General features: G+C 63.6%; 16 protein-coding genes. 8 read left to right on the top strand and 8 right to left on the bottom strand.

What is annotated here, in order from left to right; translation table 11 throughout:
• Nucleotides 1-54: 54 nt before the first annotated feature.
• The 5 genes from otsB to AC1DSF_RS20870 all read right to left on the bottom strand — a co-directional run bounded on the left by otsB (nt 55) and on the right by AC1DSF_RS20870 (nt 5,595).
• Entirely contained in the window at nt 55-816 is a 762-nt protein-coding gene (gene otsB / locus AC1DSF_RS20890) for a trehalose-phosphatase (protein ID WP_478183374.1), read from the bottom strand.
• Nucleotides 817-878: 62 nt separating this feature from the next.
• Nucleotides 879-2,147, bottom strand: coding sequence for a multifunctional CCA addition/repair protein (locus tag AC1DSF_RS20885; protein ID WP_478183373.1), 1,269 nt, complete (start codon nt 2,145-2,147; stop codon nt 879-881).
• 53 nt (nt 2,148-2,200) lie between these two features.
• Nucleotides 2,201-2,884, bottom strand: coding sequence for a glutathione S-transferase family protein (locus tag AC1DSF_RS20880; protein ID WP_478183372.1), 684 nt, complete (start codon nt 2,882-2,884; stop codon nt 2,201-2,203).
• Nucleotides 2,885-2,983: 99 nt separating this feature from the next.
• Nucleotides 2,984-3,571: a mechanosensitive ion channel domain-containing protein gene (locus AC1DSF_RS20875; RefSeq protein WP_478126320.1), complete on the bottom strand. Its 588-nt coding sequence runs from the start codon at nt 3,569-3,571 to the stop codon at nt 2,984-2,986.
• A 5-nt stretch (nt 3,572-3,576) separates the two neighbouring features.
• Nucleotides 3,577-5,595 carry a lytic transglycosylase domain-containing protein gene (locus tag AC1DSF_RS20870; protein WP_478145465.1) on the bottom strand — a complete coding sequence of 673 codons (2,019 nt, stop codon included), beginning with the start codon at nt 5,593-5,595 and terminating at the stop codon, nt 3,577-3,579.
• 9 nt (nt 5,596-5,604) lie between these two features.
• Between AC1DSF_RS20870 and AC1DSF_RS20865 the strand changes: the two genes are divergently transcribed.
• Nucleotides 5,605-6,222 carry a 5-formyltetrahydrofolate cyclo-ligase gene (locus tag AC1DSF_RS20865; protein WP_478145466.1) on the top strand — a complete coding sequence of 206 codons (618 nt, stop codon included), beginning with the start codon at nt 5,605-5,607 and terminating at the stop codon, nt 6,220-6,222.
• 482 nt (nt 6,223-6,704) lie between these two features.
• Here the strand turns inward: AC1DSF_RS20865 and AC1DSF_RS20860 are convergent, their stop codons facing one another.
• Complete coding sequence (locus AC1DSF_RS20860; RefSeq protein ID WP_478126066.1) at nt 6,705-7,688, bottom strand: LysR substrate-binding domain-containing protein; 984 nt, start codon at nt 7,686-7,688, stop codon at nt 6,705-6,707.
• A gap of 144 nt (nt 7,689-7,832) precedes the next feature.
• Here AC1DSF_RS20860 and AC1DSF_RS20855 point away from each other — a divergent pair, with 144 nt between their 5' ends.
• The gene (locus AC1DSF_RS20855; RefSeq protein ID WP_478126067.1) at nt 7,833-8,171 is read left to right on the top strand and encodes a DUF2917 domain-containing protein; all 339 of its coding nucleotides are present in this window, start codon (nt 7,833-7,835) and stop codon (nt 8,169-8,171) included.
• 5 nt (nt 8,172-8,176) lie between these two features.
• Here the strand turns inward: AC1DSF_RS20855 and AC1DSF_RS20850 are convergent, their stop codons facing one another.
• On the bottom strand, nt 8,177-8,569 hold the full coding sequence (locus AC1DSF_RS20850; protein ID WP_478183371.1) for a BLUF domain-containing protein: 393 nt from the start codon (nt 8,567-8,569) through the stop codon (nt 8,177-8,179).
• A gap of 124 nt (nt 8,570-8,693) precedes the next feature.
• On the opposite strand from AC1DSF_RS20850, the gene AC1DSF_RS20845 reads away from it, so the two are divergent.
• The 5 genes from AC1DSF_RS20845 (at nt 8,694) to glmU (ending at nt 13,808) form a co-directional block, all read left to right on the top strand.
• Nucleotides 8,694-9,464: a Crp/Fnr family transcriptional regulator gene (locus AC1DSF_RS20845; RefSeq protein WP_478126069.1), complete on the top strand. Its 771-nt coding sequence runs from the start codon at nt 8,694-8,696 to the stop codon at nt 9,462-9,464.
• 133 nt (nt 9,465-9,597) lie between these two features.
• Nucleotides 9,598-10,872: an MATE family efflux transporter gene (locus tag AC1DSF_RS20840; protein ID WP_478183370.1), complete on the top strand. Its 1,275-nt coding sequence runs from the start codon at nt 9,598-9,600 to the stop codon at nt 10,870-10,872.
• The gene (locus AC1DSF_RS20835) at nt 10,869-11,687 is read left to right on the top strand and encodes a glycosyltransferase family 2 protein (RefSeq protein WP_478126071.1); all 819 of its coding nucleotides are present in this window, start codon (nt 10,869-10,871) and stop codon (nt 11,685-11,687) included. Before AC1DSF_RS20840 ends, AC1DSF_RS20835 begins: the two co-directional genes overlap by 4 nt.
• Nucleotides 11,656-12,279: an acyltransferase gene (locus AC1DSF_RS20830; RefSeq protein WP_478126072.1), complete on the top strand. Its 624-nt coding sequence runs from the start codon at nt 11,656-11,658 to the stop codon at nt 12,277-12,279. The genes AC1DSF_RS20835 and AC1DSF_RS20830 overlap by 32 nt, the downstream gene beginning before the upstream one ends.
• Nucleotides 12,280-12,419: 140 nt before the next feature.
• The gene (gene glmU, locus AC1DSF_RS20825; RefSeq protein ID WP_478126321.1) at nt 12,420-13,808 is read left to right on the top strand and encodes a bifunctional UDP-N-acetylglucosamine diphosphorylase/glucosamine-1-phosphate N-acetyltransferase GlmU; all 1,389 of its coding nucleotides are present in this window, start codon (nt 12,420-12,422) and stop codon (nt 13,806-13,808) included.
• 23 nt (nt 13,809-13,831) lie between these two features.
• On the opposite strand, the gene AC1DSF_RS20820 is transcribed toward glmU, so the two are convergent.
• A complete protein-coding gene (locus AC1DSF_RS20820; RefSeq protein WP_478126073.1) occupies nt 13,832-14,311 on the bottom strand; it encodes an Lrp/AsnC family transcriptional regulator in 480 nt (159 codons plus the stop codon).
• 138 nt (nt 14,312-14,449) lie between these two features.
• Here AC1DSF_RS20820 and glmS point away from each other — a divergent pair, with 138 nt between their 5' ends.
• The gene (gene glmS / locus AC1DSF_RS20815) at nt 14,450-16,330 is read left to right on the top strand and encodes a glutamine--fructose-6-phosphate transaminase (isomerizing) (protein ID WP_478183369.1); all 1,881 of its coding nucleotides are present in this window, start codon (nt 14,450-14,452) and stop codon (nt 16,328-16,330) included.
• The last annotated feature ends 35 nt before the right edge of the window (nt 16,331-16,365 follow it).

Below are 16,365 nucleotides of genomic sequence, written 5' to 3'. Positions count from 1 at the left end.
GGCCGGCCCTGTCGGGCGCTTCGATTTCTGTTTTGTTTTCTTTTTGGAGAGTCGTCATTCCGGATTCCTGCGGGTTGCGGATGGCGACGCCGCAAGCAAGTCCCGCGCTGCCACGAGCCATTCGAAGACCTCTCGTGGCGATTCGAGCCGATGCAGCGCCTGGCTTGGGCCGGCGCCGACCTTGATCGCGAGGCCGCCCCGTGGCTGCACGATGCTGAAGCCGCTTTCGTCCGTGGTGTCGTCGCCTGCGAACACCGGCACGCGGCCGACGAAGGGTGCCTCGTGCATGAAAGCATCGATCGCGATGCCCTTGTTGATACCCGCCAGCTTGACCTCGAACACGAACTTGCCATGCATGAGTTCCAGCTGCGGCTGGCCATCGATGGTGCGCTCCATGGCGTCGCGGCAAACCGCCTCGAGCTGCGGCGCGAGCCGGTAGTGCAGGGCGATGGCAGCGTGCTTGCGTTCGACCAGCAAGCCCTCGTGCGCCCCTGCAAGCTCGTTGGCGGCGTCGAGCACCAGTTTGAGGTCGGGGGCGCGGTGTTCCTGCATCTGGCCGTCCGCGTCGCGTCGCTGCACGCCGTGCTCGCCGGCGGCCGGGAGTCGCAACGGCGCAAGAAAGCGGTCGATGACGTCGATCTGGCGTCCCGAAACCACCGCGAGTGCGCCGCCGAGCAGGCCGTGGAGATCGCTGAGCAGCGGGACGAGGGCCGGAGGCACGTGCACGGCTTCCGGGGTCTCCGCGAGCTCCACCAGGGTGCCGTCGAAATCGAGGAAGAGCGCAGCGTCAGGGGGGATACGGGGTGGCGTCTGCATGGAGGGAAAACCATAGCAGACTCCCGCCCGATGGAGCGTCGGCCAAAACCGCCAATCCTGACTCAGGAGTAGGGGAGGAGCCCTTGCGCCACGGCGGCAATCCGGGAGCGGGTGATCGCCTCGCCGATCTTCGGTCCTGTCGCGCCCGCCGCCAGCGCCTCGCGCGCGATGGGTTCCGTCGCCACCGACTGCGCCGCGGCAAGCGCCGCTGCAAGGCGATCGCGCTGGGGATAGGGCCGCTCTTCGAGTCCCAGCCTTCCGCGTGCATCGCACTCGCAGGCCTGGAGCACCTCGTCGAAACGCTGTGGCTTGCGAAACGCATCGCAGCGCTCGAGCAGCCGGACGACCGCCGCTGCGTTGAGTTCGCCGCTGCGGTGGATGTTGCCGTGCTCGCGCGCCACCACGTCCGCGAGTTCGCGGATGTCGACGGGCACGCGCCACCGGTCGCACACGGCGCGCAAAAGCCTGGCACTGCGCTGCTCATGGCCGATGTGCTGGGGAAGGACGTCCGCGGGCGTCGTGCCTTTGCCAAGATCGTGGACCAGGCAGGCAAAGCGCACCGACAGCGGCGCATTCAGATGCGCCGCCATATCGAGCACCATCATGAGGTGCACGCCGGTATCGACCTCGGGGTGGTGCGCCTCTGGTTGCGGGACGCCCCACAGCCGGTCGACTTCGGGCAGCAGCACTGCAAGCGCGCCGCATTCCCGCAGCAGCTCGAACATGCGCGAAGGCTTCGTTTCCATGAGGCCGCGCGAAAGCTCCTGCCAGACGCGCTCAGGCACCAGCGCATTGACCTCCCCGGCTTCAACCATGTCGCGCATGAGCGCCATGGTCTCAGGCGCTACCGCGAAGTCGTCGAACCTCGCCGCGAAACGCGCGACACGCAGGATGCGCACAGGGTCTTCGCGGAAGGCGTCGGTCACGTGGCGCAGGCGCTTGTCGTGCAGGTCGCGCTGGCCTTCGAAGGGGTCGACGAGGTCCAGCGGATCGACGTCCAGCCTGTCGTAGGCGCCGATCTTGTCCGCTGGCAGTGCGATCGCGTTGATCGTCAGGTCGCGCCGCGCGAGGTCTTGTTCGAGCGTGACGTCCGGCGCCGCATGCACCACGAAGCCGCGATAGCCCGGCGCGCTCTTGCGCTCGGTGCGCGCCAGCGCGTATTCCTCGCGTGTTTCCGGATGCAGGAAAACCGGAAAGTCTCGACCGACCGGCAAGTAGCCTTGCGCAACCATCTGTTCCGGCGTGGCGCCGACCACCACCCAGTCGTGATCGCTGCCAGGCCGACCCAGCAGCGCATCGCGAATCGCGCCGCCGACAAGATAGATTTGCATCCGTGCAGTGTAGGCCGCGCACCAGGCCGTTGCGCCAGGACGGCGCGAGTTCCTCAGCGCGACAGGCGGTAGGGTTCGTCCATGACGACGAAGTCCTTTTCTTGCAGCGCGTCATCGATCCATGCCTTTACCGACGGCAGCGCGCGAACGCGTTCGACATAGGCCGAGATCGCCGGCGGCACGGGCAACCCGAAAGTGACGATGCGCGTGCACACGGGCGCGAAGTAGGCGTCTGCAATGCTGAATTCGCCGAAGAGCATTGGGCCGCCGCTCGCTCGAAGCAGTCCGCTCCAGAGCTGAACGATGCGGTCGATGTCCGCCCGCACGCCGGGCTGGTCGCGCAGGATGATCTGGCCCTGCTGGCGGAGGTCGGCCTCGATGTTCATCGTGCAGTGGGTGCGCAGCATCTGAAAGCCCGCGTGCATCTCGGCGCAGGCGCTGCGGGCTTGCGCTCGCTGGGCGCGATCCACCGGCCAGAGCTTCTTCTCAGGGTAGGTCTCGGCAAGGTATTCGCAGATCGCGAGCGTGTCGTAGACGACGATGTCCCCGTCCTTGAGCACTGGCACCGTGCCGATGGGGTTGAGCGGCAGGATGGTGCGCTTGAACTTCGAATCGGTGTCGAAGGAGTCGAAACGCACCATGACTTCGTCGAATGCGATGCCGGCCTGCTTCATGAGCACCCAGGGGCGCATGGACCAGGAGGAGTAGTTCTTGTTGCCGATGTAGAGCTGTGTCATGACCGTCTCCGGTATCAGGGTTGATGCAACTATGCAAAGCCTCGAATGCTAGCGGCGCTCTCGCTGATGATTGATGCAATCACAGGCCCGGATTGATGCTTATCGATTCGGAGTTTCGGGCAGCGCTGGTGAGGTGCCGTGCCAGCGGCGCACGGCACGCTGGAAGAACATGCTGTTCGGGATCTTGAGGGTCGTGCCCTCATGGGCGCTGCCGCTCTCCTCCAGCGTGGTGAAGACGAGGTTGATGTCCAGCACGCGGCCTTTCAGGCCGGGTTTCTCTCCGTTTTCCAGCACTTCGATGGTGTCGCCCGGCCAGAACATGCGCGTCGTGAAGATCAAGAGCGCGCAGAACATGTTCGACAACACGCTCCATGCCGCGAAGAAAGCCACGGCACCGACGGCTGCAAAACTCGTGAACGCGGTCCACAGGACGGTGCCCGACACGCCCAGCCGCTCGAGGCCCCAAAGCAGCGCGCCGCCATAGATCAGGAAGGCCGCGCTGCGGCGGGTGACAAGAGCCACATTGGACGGCAGCCCATAGCCGGTGCCCATGCGCAGGATCAGCCGGCGCACGAACCGATAGATCAGCCACGCGGCCAGCAGGATCAAGGCGACCTGGGCGATGGGAATGATGATGCCCAGCCACTCGGTGGCCCAGGCGGGCAAGTTCTCGCGCAAGGCAATCACCGAAGTCAAGGCAGGTCTTTGGTCGCCTCGGGTTCGGGGGTGTCGCGAGGTCCGACGCGGCCGAGCTTTTCCTTGAGCGACTGGGGCTTGCCGGTGATGAGTGCTGCGTAGTTGGTGGTGTTTGCCAGCACCTTCTTGACGTAGTCGCGTGTTTCGCTGAACGGCACGTTTTCAGCCCAGATGGCTGCTTCCATGGGCGGCCCGTTGCGCCAGTTGCGCGGCCGGCCCGGGCCGGCGTTGTAGGCGGCCGCAGCCAGTGCCATCGAGCCGTCGAAGTCGTCGAGCGCGAGTTTCAGGTAGTTGGTGCCGATGGTGATGTTGGTGTCGTGATCGTTGATCTGGCCCTGCGTGAAATCGCTCATGCCAATCTTCCTGGCCGTCCAGCGCGCGGTGGCAGGCATCACCTGCATCAACCCCGAGGCGCCGACGCCCGAACGGGCGTCCATGATGAAGCGGCTTTCCTGGCGAATGAGGCCATAGACGTAGGCCGGATCAAGCCCGATTTCGCGGCTCTTGCGCACCACCATGTCCTTGAACGGCATGGGGAAGCGCTGATCCACGTCGATCACGCCTTTGGTGCGTTCGCTGGTGTTGATGCAACGGTCCCATATCTCGCGCTGGCAGGCCAGATCGGCCGCCGCCAGCAGGTCGCGGTCGCTCATGCCGCCGGTGGCGTGCAGGTTGGTCGCGTAGTTCCACTCCCGCGTGCCTTCGGGGCGCATGCCGATCGAGATGGCATAGATCGCCCGATTCAATGCCGGGTTGTTGCGAGCGGCATTCTTTTCTTCTGCAGTGAGCGGCGCTGGTCGGCTCGGCACCGTCGCGCGCTGGCCCAGTTCTTCGAGCGCCAGCAGCTCGTAGAAGCCACGCGTGCCGGAAATGCTCTCGTAGAGCACGCGGGCCTGCGCACGGCGTTCGTCGCCGCCGTATGAAGCGAGCGAGCGAGCTTTCCAGTAGACCCAGGTGGGGTCGCGCTGCTGCGTTTCGCTCATGGCATCGATGGCGGTTTGCACGATCTTCCAGTCGCCGGTGCGCAGGGCGGCGCGCGCCTTCCACGCGAGCATTTCGTCGCTGAGGTCGCTGTTCTTGGTGACGTTGGCGAAATAGTTGTTGGCGAGCGGCGAAAGCTTGATCGCGGCTTGGCGCCCCATGGTGCCCCAGAGCCAGTTGCGCTCTTCGGCCGAGAGCATGGGGCTCCACTTCACGTCGAACTGCGAGGCGGCCGTTTCCGGATCGCTGTTGGCCATCTTGATGAGCGCCAGCACCACGAGTTCGCGCCGCGACTTGGCCGCGACGACGGCTCGGCTCGCCAGGAACTTGCCGACGTTGGCGTTCATTTCGTCGAAGAGCGGGATGGCGTCCGGCGCGACCAGCATGATCGCCGCGCGGGCAGCCTGAGGACGGTTCGCCTCGATGGCGAGGCGCGCCTTCTTCCAGGCATCGTTGGGTGACATCATGCGCGCGCTGATCATGCGGTCGGCCGCGGTGAGACAGCCGTCATCCAGGTCGCGCTGGCCGAACCAGTTGCGGCGCACTTCCTCCGCCTGGCCCTGCGTGGCGGTGCCGGACTGCAAGGTCTCGATCAAGACGGCATAGCAGCGCACCTGGGCATCGTCGTTCATGCGGAACGCCGGGTGCAAGGACGTGAAGCCATTCCAGTCGCGTCGCTGGCCTGCGAGCAGCAGCCAGTCGTTGCGAAGGCGATCCTCTTGGTAGGTGCCGGCATACCGTGCGAGAAATTCCTGAAGTTCAGGCAGGCTGACGTCCTGCAGGCGAGCCTTCATTTCCCAGTAGGCCGCCCATGGCTCCAGCACATGGCCGCGCGCCTGCGGCAACAGCGCAGTGAGACGCGCCTTGTCGCCGCGCTGGGCGGCCTGTTTCATCTGGAGGAGGACATCGTCGTTGCTGTTTTGCGCAGCGGCCGGTTGGCTCACGGTTGCAAATGCAGCAAACGAAAAAAGAAGGGAGGAGAGGGCACCGCTCCGGAGTCGGCGGACGGATGCCAAAATGCTTGCGAATTGCATCGGGGGATTATGGACAAGTCAAAGGGTGCCGACACCTCGGCCACTGCCACATTTCTCAAAACTCAGGTTCGCGCGGCGCTGATCGAACAGCGTCTTGCGATGCCTGATCGGCTCGCGCGCGCCGATCTTCTGCAGCGCGTGATGCGGATCTGGCTGGTCGGACGGCCGGACACCGTCATCGGTGCCTATTGGCCGATCAAGGGCGAGTTCGATCCACTGCCAGCCCTGCATCGCTGGAAAGAAGACGGCGAACTGCTCGACCAACCGCAACGCAGGCGCATCGGCCTTCCGGTCGTCGACCGCGTGCACAAGACGCTGACCTTTCACGCGTGGTATCCCGGCTGCCCGATGGAAAACGACGCCTTCGACATCCCCAAGCCCAAGGACACCGAGCTGATCGTGCCCACGCTGCTGTTTGTCCCTTGTCTGGGCTACAGCGCCGGCGGCTATCGCCTGGGCTATGGGGGCGGCTTTTACGACCGCACGCTTGCCGCGTTGGAACCGCGGCCCTTCACCGTCGGACTGGGCTTCACCAACGGTTTTCTCGGCGAGTTCGAGCCGGAGGCCCACGACGTGCCGCTGGACGCCATCCTCAATGACAACGGCGTCGTCTGGCCGATCTCGTGACTCGCCCCCAGGCTTCGCGCACTTCGTGTCGCTTCGCCTTCCCCCTGCCGGGGGCAACACCAGCGGCCCGGCAAAGCCGGTTCCGCGGTGTCACTGGCTCACCCCCAGGCTTGCTCACTTCGTGTAGCCGCCCACCCCCTGCCGGGGGCAACACCAGCGGCCCGGCAAAGCCGGTTCCGCGGTGTCACTGGCTCACCCCAGGCTTGCTCACTTCGTGTAGCCGCCCACCCCCTGCCGGGGGCAACACCAGCGGCCCGGCAGAGCCGGTTCCGCGGTGTCACTGGCTCACCCCCAGGCTTGCTCACTTCGTGTGGCCGCCCACCCCCTGCCGGGGGCAACACCAGCGGCCCGGCARAGCCGGTTCCGCGGTGTCACTGGCTCACCCCCAGGCTTGCTCACTTCGTGTGGCCGCCCACCCCCTGCCGGGGGCAACACCAGCGGCCCGGCAAAGCCGGTTCCGCGGTGTTTCTGGCGTCGAAGCCTCAATCTAGTTGGTCGACGGTGTCGGGGTCTGGCACTTCGCCGATTGTTTCCCGGGTGATCGCGGCCTGGCCTTGCAGCCATTCGTTGAACGCCTGGATTTCAGGCCTTGGCGCGCCGCGCGGGCCAGTGATCAGCCAATAGGCCATCGGTGAATCCATGCGGTGGTGCGGGAGCACCTCGACGAGGTCACCGTTGGCCAGGCTTTCCGCGATGAGCGAACTGCGCGCCAGGACCACGCCTTGGCCGGTCAAGGCGGCCTGAACCATCTGATAGGCGTAGTTGAAGTAGAGCCAGCGCCGTGGCTGCGCGCGTCCCATGCTGTTGACCTCGAACCAGCGGCGCCAGGTCAGCCATTCCAGGTGCGTGCGATGGGCGTCGCCGGCTTCGATCAGCGTGAAGCGTGCGATATCCGCCGGAGACTTGATCGGCGGATTGGTCTTGATGAGCCAAGGGCTTGCCACCGGCGTGATGGTCTCGCCGAAGAGACGCAGCGCGCCGGGGGGCATGTGCTCGCGCGGGCCGTAGCGCAGGGCGATGTCCACGTCGGCCACGTCGAGGTCGAGCGCCGCATCGCTTGCGTCGATGCGAATGTCGATTTCGGGGTTGTCGCGCTGGAATGCCTCCAGGCGTGGGATCAGCCACATCGAAGCGAAGGACGCAAAGGTGGTGAGCGACACACTCTTTCGTCCGGCGTTCTGTCGGATCTGGCGAACGGCGCCGTCGATGCGCGGCAAGGACTGCTGGACCGCCAGCAGCAACTGCGAGCCTGCGCTCGTCAATTCGACCGCTCGGGTGTGTCGCAGGAAGAGGCCCACGCCGACTTCCTCCTCGAGCGACTGGATCTGGCGGCTGACGGCCGATTGGGTCAGCGCCATTTCGTCGGCTGCGGCGCGAAAGTTGAGGTGGCGAGCGACGGCTTCGAAGGCGCGGAGATGGCCCGCCGATATGGGCCTGGAACGCAGGTGTGTTTGCGAATGAAGCATGTGGGACGAGCTTCTGCGGGTGGGTTGATTGATGCGAAACCGGAATCAGTAGGCTACCGCGTTTTCATTGGACCGCCAACGAAGGTGGGCAGATCATTCATTCCCGAAGCGCGCAATAGCGTGCTCAACATCCAGGAGCCGAACATGTCTGCCGTCTACACCTCCACTTCGCCGTCTTCCATTGCGCTGGGACGCCAGGCCACTGTGCCCTCGGCCGTGCGCCGCGGCGCATGGCAACTCGATGCCGGGCACGCGATGAGCCTCAAGGCATCGAGCGCCAGCGTGCTGCGGGTTCGCCAGGGGCGGATTTGGGTGACGCGCGACGCCACAGCCCATTGGGGCAGCGAAGACCTTGTGCTGGCGCCGGGCGAATCGCTGAACGTCCCCGCGGGCCAGCGCATCGTCATGGAGCCTTGGGATAGCAACGGCGCAACCTATAGCTGGGACGCCGTTGCCCAATCCGCCACTGTCTCCAATAGCTGAGCCCTTCAGCCTGCAATGTCGAAGCGGGAACGCAGGGCGATGAAATGATCGAGAGCCGCCTTGCCGTGCAGGTCGTGAAGGTCCGCGAGGTCTTCGTGCTCTTCGACCTCCGCGAGACCCATCTCGAAGCGTTGGTAGCGGCGTTGCGCCAGTGAACCCTCGTACAGGACACGGATGTCCGAATGCCGGCGGTCCGCCGCCAACCGGCGCATCAGCGACATCACCGATCCGGGCGGCCCCTCCAGATGCTGGCAGAAGCGCAGGCCGTCAAAGACGAGCAGTCCCGTAATCCCTTCATGAACGTTTCTCGCCCGGGCCTGGGACACGATATGCCCCACCACCGTGGTTGACTGATCGGATGCGAGTTTGCTGCAGTAGAGGATTTCCTGGAATTCCATCGGTGTCGGAAAAGAATCGGGGAGTGAAGGCGACCGCAGTTTAGGAGCCGCGGCCGATCCGTGAAATGTCAAAAGACACTCATGAAGCGCCGCTCCCTCGCGACCCGGCATATATAGTGCCAGCGTGAAACTCGAGGACTATCCGCCTCCCGCCATTCCCCCAAGCGGCAACGACCCCTGCGACCGATGCGGGCTTCGTGCCAATGCCGCGTTCCTTAAGGTCGCCGGCGACGAATTGCGCGTCATCGAGAAATTCCGGCATGGTTCGCGCGTCGTCCAGGCGGGCAAGCCCATCGTCGACGAATACCGCCCCGGCGCCTCTCTCTTCACGCTCTACGCCGGCTGGGCTTTTCGCTTCAAGACGCTGAGCGACGGCCGTCGGCAGATACTGAGCTTCCTGCTGCCCGGCGATTTCATCGGCCTGCAGGACGAATTCGCCGATGGCTTCACACATGGGGTCGAGGCAGTGACCGACGTCACGCTCTGCGTCTTCAAGCGAGACGAACTCTGGGACTTGTTCCACGCGCATCCGAAGCTCGGCTATGAGATCACGTGGCTGGCCGCGCGCGAGGAAAAGATGGTGGACGACAACCTCGTGACGGCGGGCAGGCGCAATGCGAGCGAAAGAGTCGCGATGCTGCTGATGCACCTCTATCGCCGTGCCGAACGGGTCGGCATGGTGCGCGACGGTTGGGTCGAGTTTCCCTTCAACCAGCAGCACATCGCCGACGCGCTCGGGCTTTCGCTGGTGCACACGAACAAGACCCTGCGCCGGCTGCGGCACCTGAACCTTCATCGCCTGGAAGACGGCTGGCTGCGAATCCTGGAACCCCGGGCCCTTGAATCGCTGGGTGACTACTTCGAACGGCCGCTGCGTCCGGTTCCGCTGATCTGAGTGTCGGCGCATTGCCATCGTTGCCGTATCGCTGTCGGATCGTTGTTTTTATCGCGTATCGTCAGGTTCCCATCCAGAACCCTCTCCACCGCACGCACCAATGAACCTGCTCTCCCGGCTGCGCCAGATCGTCATGGTGAGCGGCGTCGAGTCTTTCAGCGTTGGGGTCGCCGGCATCACCGGGCTCTTGATCGTCAACGTGATGCCCAAGGACCAGTACGCGGTGTACACCTTCCTCATCACCTGCCTGCAGTTGATCATGGGCATCACCGATCTCGGGTTGTCCAAATGCCCGCTGCCGATCGTCGGCCAGCGAAGCTCCGAAGTGCACTGGGTGATGGGTGTGTGCGGACAGGTCTTTCGTCGCCGAACGCTGATGCTCATCGTGAGCTTCGCGGTCGTCATTCCATATGGCATCTACACCTTCATTCAGCACCAGTGGCTGCTGTGGGCCTATGCCTGGGCGGCGCTGATGGTGGTCGCGTCGGTGCTGGCGTCGCTGCGTGGCAGCTTTGCGGGGACCGTGCTCGTGATCCTTGGGCAGGTGTCGGCGATCAGCCGCATCACCTTCTTCGTGACCGCATCGCGGTTCCTCATGGTCGGCGCCGTTCTGCTGCTGCCGCTGACGCCTTATTCGATTGCATTTCTCTTGTGCGCCACGGTGGTTTCGGAGTTGTTTGCCATCGTTCTTTATCGACGGGAGTTCAAGGCGAGGAAGATCGAGGAAACGCGGCTGAGCGCGACGGAAGAAAAGCAGATCGACGGCCAGATCCTCAAGATCGTCGTTCCACTGATTCCGTCGGCCATCTTCTTCCAGGTGCAGGGCGCGATCACGATCTTCCTGGCTTCGCTTTTCGGCACCGCGACCACAGTGGCCGAGATCGGCGCCTTCGGAAGGTTGGCGCTTGCACTGGCAATCGTCGACAGGGTCGGGGCTATTCTTCTCTTCCCGGTCATTGCGCGGGCGCCTGCCGGGAAGCGGCTCGTTTCGTTGATTGCAAAGGTGCACCTCGCTTATCTGGGTGCCTTGTTCCTTTTGCTGGTGACGGCGGTCTTTTTGCCGCAATATTGGATTATTTTACTCGGGGCAAAATATCAGAACATGGTACCCTATGTCTGGATGCTTTTTCTTTCGACCATTCTCATGAATGGCGCCGGCTTTGCCTTCATGACGCTGGCGGTGCGCGGATTTACCGAAAAGCAGGCATACGCCGTCATATTCGTGATCTTGTTGCAATGCGCATTTTTATGGAGATTCGGGGCAGGCACGCTTCCTATGATTCTCTGGTTCAACATCGTGACGTGCGCCGCCCATTTCGTGTATCAATATGTCCTGCTGTTCCTCAAATGGCCCGATTTGAAGAAAGAGCCGGAGCCGGAACCTGAATTGGAATGTTCAACGCCATGAATAAGCCGAGAATAAGCATCGTCGTCCCTTCGTACAACCAAGGGAAATACATCGAGGAAACGCTGCTTTCAATCTTCAACCAGGACATTGACGGGCTGCAGCTCATCGTGATGGACGGCGGCAGCACCGACGAGACGGTCGATGTGCTCAAGAAGTATTCCAGCCGCATCGATTTCTGGGTCTCGGAGCGAGATGGCGGACAGACGGACGCCATCAACAAGGGCTTGAAGCATGCAAAGGCGGACATCGTCGGCTGGCTGAACAGCGACGACGTGTATCTGCGGGGCGCCTTGAAGAAGGTGCTGCGCGTTTTCGACGAGAACCCGGAAGTCGGCGTGGTGCATGGCGACCGTTTGATGCTGAATGCCGAATCGCACGTGATCGGCTGGGTGTGCGGGCGAGTCTTCAATCCTGCCGAACATGGCTACAACGTTGCGAGCGAAACCGCCTTTTGGCGCGCCAATGCGATGTCCGAAGAGCTCAATGCGTCCTTGCGCTTTGCGATGGACCTCGACTGGTTCAGCCGGCTTTATCTTGCAGGCGCCAAATTTCACATGATCCCGGATTTCATCGGCGGCTTTCGCTGCCATGCCGAGGCCAAATCTGCGACGCTGCAACACGTCGCTCACGAGGAATCCGAGCGGCTATGGACTGCCTACTTTTCAAACGACAACTGGAAAATGGGCGGGCTCAGTGACCAGCGCCGGTTTTATAGCCGATTGCTGACGCGGCCTTTCATGCTCACCATTCCATTTTTTTACCAGCGATTCATTCTTCGCCCATTTGCGAATCGTCGAAAAACGGCTGCATCCTGACCGGCATGTATTTGAAAAAAAAGACCGTGAATATCGGGGCATGATGATCGCAGGAAAAATAAGAGCTGTCGGCATGGAGTTTTTGATCTATTTGACCAATCACTGGATCAATAGAATCCCCTCGCACTTCTTGCGGCATGCCTGGTACGCGCGCGTCATGGCTTTTGAAATCCAGCCCGGAACAAGCCTCCTCATGGGGACGACTTTCGACACGCGCGGCCAACTGTGGATCGGGCCGAATTCGGTCGTCAATGAAAAGTGCCGGCTGGACAACCGCGCCGGCCTGACCATTGGGAGCAATGTCTCCATCAGCTCCGAGGTCATGATCCTCACGGCCACGCACGATGTGCAGTCGCCCACTTTCGCAGGCATCGACCTGCCGGTAGTGATTGATGACTACGTGTGGATCGGCGCACGCGCAATCATCTTGCCGGGCGTGCATCTCGGGCGTGGGTCGGTGGTCGCAGCAGGTTCGGTCGTGACCGCCGACGTGCCTGAAAATGCGGTCGTGGGCGGCATTCCCGCCCGCCCGATCGGCAGTCGCGAGGTCGAGTTGACCTATCAGCTCGACTATCGACGGCTTTTCCACTGAACAGCTTCCTGAGCGATCCGAATCGCTCCCATCGCATGTCCGAATCGCAATCCTCTTTGCAGGCCTCTTTGCAGACCTCGTTGCAAACTTCCTCGGAAACCTCCTCGCAATACGCCGCATCGGCGCTCGACATCGTCATCATGGCCGCCGGCAAAGGCACGCGCATGAAGAGCAGCCTGCCCAAGGTCTTGCACAAGCTGGGCGGCCGGTCGCTCGTCGCGCACGTGATCGACACGGCGGCGCGCGTCGGCGCACGCAACATCGTCGTGGTCACCGGACATGGTGCGGCCGACGTCGAGTCGGCGATGGACGGCGCAGTGCCGGGCGTGGCGCCGCTTTTCGCGCGGCAGGTTCCGCAACTTGGCACCGGCCACGCGATGCAGCAGGCGATGCCGCTTCTGCCGGACGATGGCACCGTGGTCGTGCTTTCCGGCGACGTGCCGCTCATCGGCGAATCGACCTTGCGAGCGCTGGTCGCCGAAAGCGCCGGGAGGCGGCTCGCGCTGCTCACCATCCAGGTGGACAAGCCGACCGGCTATGGCCGCATCGTGCGCGCGCCGGCTCAAGAGGAGGGCGAGGGTGAAGTGCTCGCCATCGTCGAGGAGAAAGACGCCAGCGAAGCCCAGCGTGCCATCACGGAGGTCTACACCGGCGTCATGGCTGTGCCGGCCCGGCTCCTCCGAAGCTGGCTCACGCGGCTCGACAACAAGAACGCGCAAGGCGAGTACTACCTGACGGACGTCGTCGGCTTTGCCACTGTGGACGGTGTTCCGGTGGTTGCACACCGCACCGACGATGCCTTGCAAGTGGCCGGCGTGAACAGCCCGGCGCAGCTGGCGTCGCTGGAGCGCGCCTATCAATTGCGCCAGGCCGATGCACTGATGGCGCAGGGGGTTCGCCTGGCCGATCCGGCGCGATTTGATCTGCGCGGCACGCTCGCGTGCGAAGCGGATGTCGAAATCGACGTCAACTGCGTGTTCGAAGGGGCCGTGTCGCTCGGAGCCGGCGTGCGCATCGGCGCCAACTGCGTCATCGCCAATGCGCGCATCGAGACGGGCTCGGTGATCCATCCCTTTACGCACATCGACGGCGACAAGGCTGGCGTGACGGTGGGCGCGGGCTCGCTGGTGGGACCATTCGCGCGTTTGCGCCCGGGAACGCGCCTGGGTGCCGAGGTGCACATCGGCAACTTCGTCGAAGTCAAGAATTCGACGCTCGCCGCCGGAGCGAAGGCCAATCACCTCGCCTATCTGGGGGATGCCACCGTGGGCCAACGCGTCAACTACGGCGCCGGGAGCATCACCGCCAACTACGACGGCGCCAACAAGCACCGCACACTGATCGGTGACGACGTGCACGTCGGCAGCAACTGCGTGCTGGTCGCGCCCGTCACCATCGGCGCGGGCGGCACGATCGGCGGCGGTTCGACCATCACCAAGAGCACGGATCCCGGTGCGTTGTCGATCTCGCGTGCGCGGCAGGTGAGCTTCGCGAACTGGGCGCGTCCGCAGAAGGCGCCCAAGAACTGAAGCCGGCAGAACGGCGTGACGGCCTATGTGAGGCCGGGCAGAGGCAACCGCGGCGCGAACTTGGCGCGCTTGACGCTGAAAAACGCCTTCACGTTGCGCACGTTGGCGTCGCTCGTGAAGAGCCTCTGCGCCAGTGCCTGATAGCCCGGCATGTCGCGCACAGTGACGACCAATACAAAGTCCGGTCCCGGCGAAACGCGGTAGCACTGTTGGACGGTTTCGTCGGCTACAACCCGCTGCTCGAAAGCATCGAGCGCCGACGCATCCTGCCGATCCAGCGAGATCTCCACCACCGCGGTGAGGAGCGGCCCGACCTGCTCGGCATTGAGGATCGCGACCTGACTTTCGATCCAACCCGCCTCGCGCAGGCGCCGCACGCGACGCAGGCACGTCGGCGGAGAGATGCTGAAGCGCTCGGCCAGCGACTGATTGCTCTGGGAAGCGTCTCGTTGGAGCGCATCCAGAAGGCGCAGATCGATGCTGTCGAGGTCTGAAAATTTCATTATTCAGCCGTTTCTGAAATATTAGATCGAATATTTGAGCAAGTGAAATCGCTTGTCAATTTTCGCCTAAAAGAAGATCACAAATTTCATGCCGTGAAACATAGGATCGCTCCGTACCAATCTATTCAGGAGCAACCCATGTGTGGCATCGTCGGCGCTGTTTCCGGTCGCGACATCGTTCCCGTCCTCGTGCAAGGCCTGCAGCGTCTCGAATACCGCGGCTATGACTCCTGCGGTGTGGCCGTGTATGCCGGCGGACTGCAGCGCGCTCGCACGACCTCGCGCGTGGCCGACCTGTTGACCCAGGTGAAGACCGATCGCATCGAAGGCACCACCGGCATCGCCCACACGCGCTGGGCGACCCACGGTGCGCCGGCGGTCCACAACGCGCACCCTCATTTCAGCCATGGCCCCGGCGCGGACGCCGAGGCAGCGCGGCCGGGTCGCATCGCGATCGTGCACAACGGCATCATCGAGAACCACGAAACGCTGCGCGCGGCGTTGCAAGCCAAAGGCTATGCATTCGCGAGCCAGACGGACACCGAAGTCATTGCGCATCTCGTGGACAGCCACTACGACGGCGATCTCTTCGAAGCTGTGAAGGCCAGCGTCAAGGAACTGCACGGCGCTTATGCGATTGCCGTGATCTCCCGCGATGAACCGCACCGTGTCGTCGGCGCGCGTGCCGGGTCGCCGCTGATCCTCGGAGTGGGCGCAGAGGAGGGCGAAAACTTTCTCGCGAGCGATGCGATGGCACTCGCCGGAGTGACGGACCAGATCGTGTACCTCGAAGAGGGCGACGTGGTCGACATCCAGCCCGGCAAGTACTGGATCGTCGACCGCACGCACAAGCCGGTGAATCGCCTTGTGCGCACAGTTCAGGCGCACAGCGGCGCGGCCGAACTCGGGCCCTATCGCCATTACATGCAAAAGGAAATCTTCGAGCAGCCGCGCGCCATTGCCGACACGCTCGAGGGTGTGGAAGGCGTCGTGCCCGAACTCTTTGACGGCGCGGCCGTCGATGGCGAGCCCGGCGCCGCTGCATGGCGAGTCTTCAAGGACATCGACAAGGTCCTCATCCTGGCCTGCGGCACCAGCTACTACAGCGGCTGCACGGCAAAGTACTGGCTCGAAGGCATTGCCAAGATCCCGACCCAGGTCGAAATCGCGAGCGAATACCGCTACCGCGACTCCGTGCCCGATCCGAAGACGCTGGTCGTCACCATCAGCCAGTCCGGCGAGACGGCCGACACGCTGGCCGCGTTGAAGCACGCGCGTTCATTGGGCATGACGCAGACGCTCACCGTCTGCAATGTCGCGACCAGCGCGATGGTGCGCGAATGCAAGCTGGCCTACATCACGCGCGCCGGGGTGGAGATCGGCGTGGCTTCGACCAAGGCCTTCACGACGCAGTTGGCGGGGCTCTTTCTGCTCACGCTGGCGCTCGCGCAAGCCAAGGGCCGATTGTCCGAAGCCGATGAAGCGCGCTACTTGAAGGAAATGCGGCATCTGCCCGTTGCACTGCAGTCGGTGCTCGCGCTGGAGCCCCAGATCATCAGCTGGGCCGAGGACTTCGCCCGAAAGGAAAACGCGCTGTTCCTCGGGCGCGGTCTGCACTACCCGATTGCGCTCGAAGGCGCGCTCAAGCTCAAGGAAGTGACCTACATCCATGCGGAGGCGTATGCGGCCGGCGAGCTCAAGCATGGCCCCCTCGCGCTGGTCACCAGCGAGATGCCCGTCGTCACCGTCGCACCCAACGACGCACTGCTGGAGAAGCTCAAGAGCAATTTGCAGGAAGTGCGCGCGCGCGGCGGCGTGCTCTATGTGCTGGCCGACGGCGACACGCGCATTGAAAGCGGCGAAGGACTCCACGTGATCCGCATGCCCGAGCACTACGGCGCGTTGTCGCCGCTGCTGCACGTGGTGCCGCTGCAGTTGCTCGCGTATCACACGGCTTGCGCCCGGGGGACGGATGTGGACAAGCCGAGGAATCTGGCGAAGAGCGTGACTGTGGAGTGATGGGGCTCGGGGGGGGGGGGCAATCACACGGCTCG

This window comes from Variovorax sp. 01N429, assembly GCF_056399425.1.
Note: the sequence above shows the minus strand (reverse complement) of the source record. Positions and strands in the feature narration are given on the sequence as shown.

Excerpts from the sequence above, each read along its gene's own strand:
- otsB (WP_478183374.1), bottom strand. The coding sequence starts at position 816 with ATGCAGACGCCACCCCGTATCCCCCCTGACGCTGCGCTCTTCCTCGAT.
- AC1DSF_RS20885 (WP_478183373.1), bottom strand. The coding sequence starts at position 2,147 with ATGCAAATCTATCTTGTCGGCGGCGCGATTCGCGATGCGCTGCTGGGT.
- AC1DSF_RS20880 (WP_478183372.1), bottom strand. The coding sequence starts at position 2,884 with ATGACACAGCTCTACATCGGCAACAAGAACTACTCCTCCTGGTCCATG.
- AC1DSF_RS20870 (WP_478145465.1), bottom strand. The coding sequence starts at position 5,595 with ATGCAATTCGCAAGCATTTTGGCATCCGTCCGCCGACTCCGGAGCGGT.
- AC1DSF_RS20865 (WP_478145466.1), top strand. The coding sequence starts at position 5,605 with ATGGACAAGTCAAAGGGTGCCGACACCTCGGCCACTGCCACATTTCTC.
- AC1DSF_RS20860 (WP_478126066.1), bottom strand. The coding sequence starts at position 7,688 with ATGCTTCATTCGCAAACACACCTGCGTTCCAGGCCCATATCGGCGGGC.
- AC1DSF_RS20855 (WP_478126067.1), top strand. The coding sequence starts at position 7,833 with ATGTCTGCCGTCTACACCTCCACTTCGCCGTCTTCCATTGCGCTGGGA.
- AC1DSF_RS20850 (WP_478183371.1), bottom strand. The coding sequence starts at position 8,569 with ATGGAATTCCAGGAAATCCTCTACTGCAGCAAACTCGCATCCGATCAG.
- AC1DSF_RS20840 (WP_478183370.1), top strand. The coding sequence starts at position 9,598 with ATGGTGAGCGGCGTCGAGTCTTTCAGCGTTGGGGTCGCCGGCATCACC.
- AC1DSF_RS20835 (WP_478126071.1), top strand. The coding sequence starts at position 10,869 with ATGAATAAGCCGAGAATAAGCATCGTCGTCCCTTCGTACAACCAAGGG.
- glmU (WP_478126321.1), top strand. The coding sequence starts at position 12,420 with ATGGCCGCCGGCAAAGGCACGCGCATGAAGAGCAGCCTGCCCAAGGTC.
- AC1DSF_RS20820 (WP_478126073.1), bottom strand. The coding sequence starts at position 14,311 with ATGAAATTTTCAGACCTCGACAGCATCGATCTGCGCCTTCTGGATGCG.
- glmS (WP_478183369.1), top strand. The coding sequence starts at position 14,450 with ATGTGTGGCATCGTCGGCGCTGTTTCCGGTCGCGACATCGTTCCCGTC.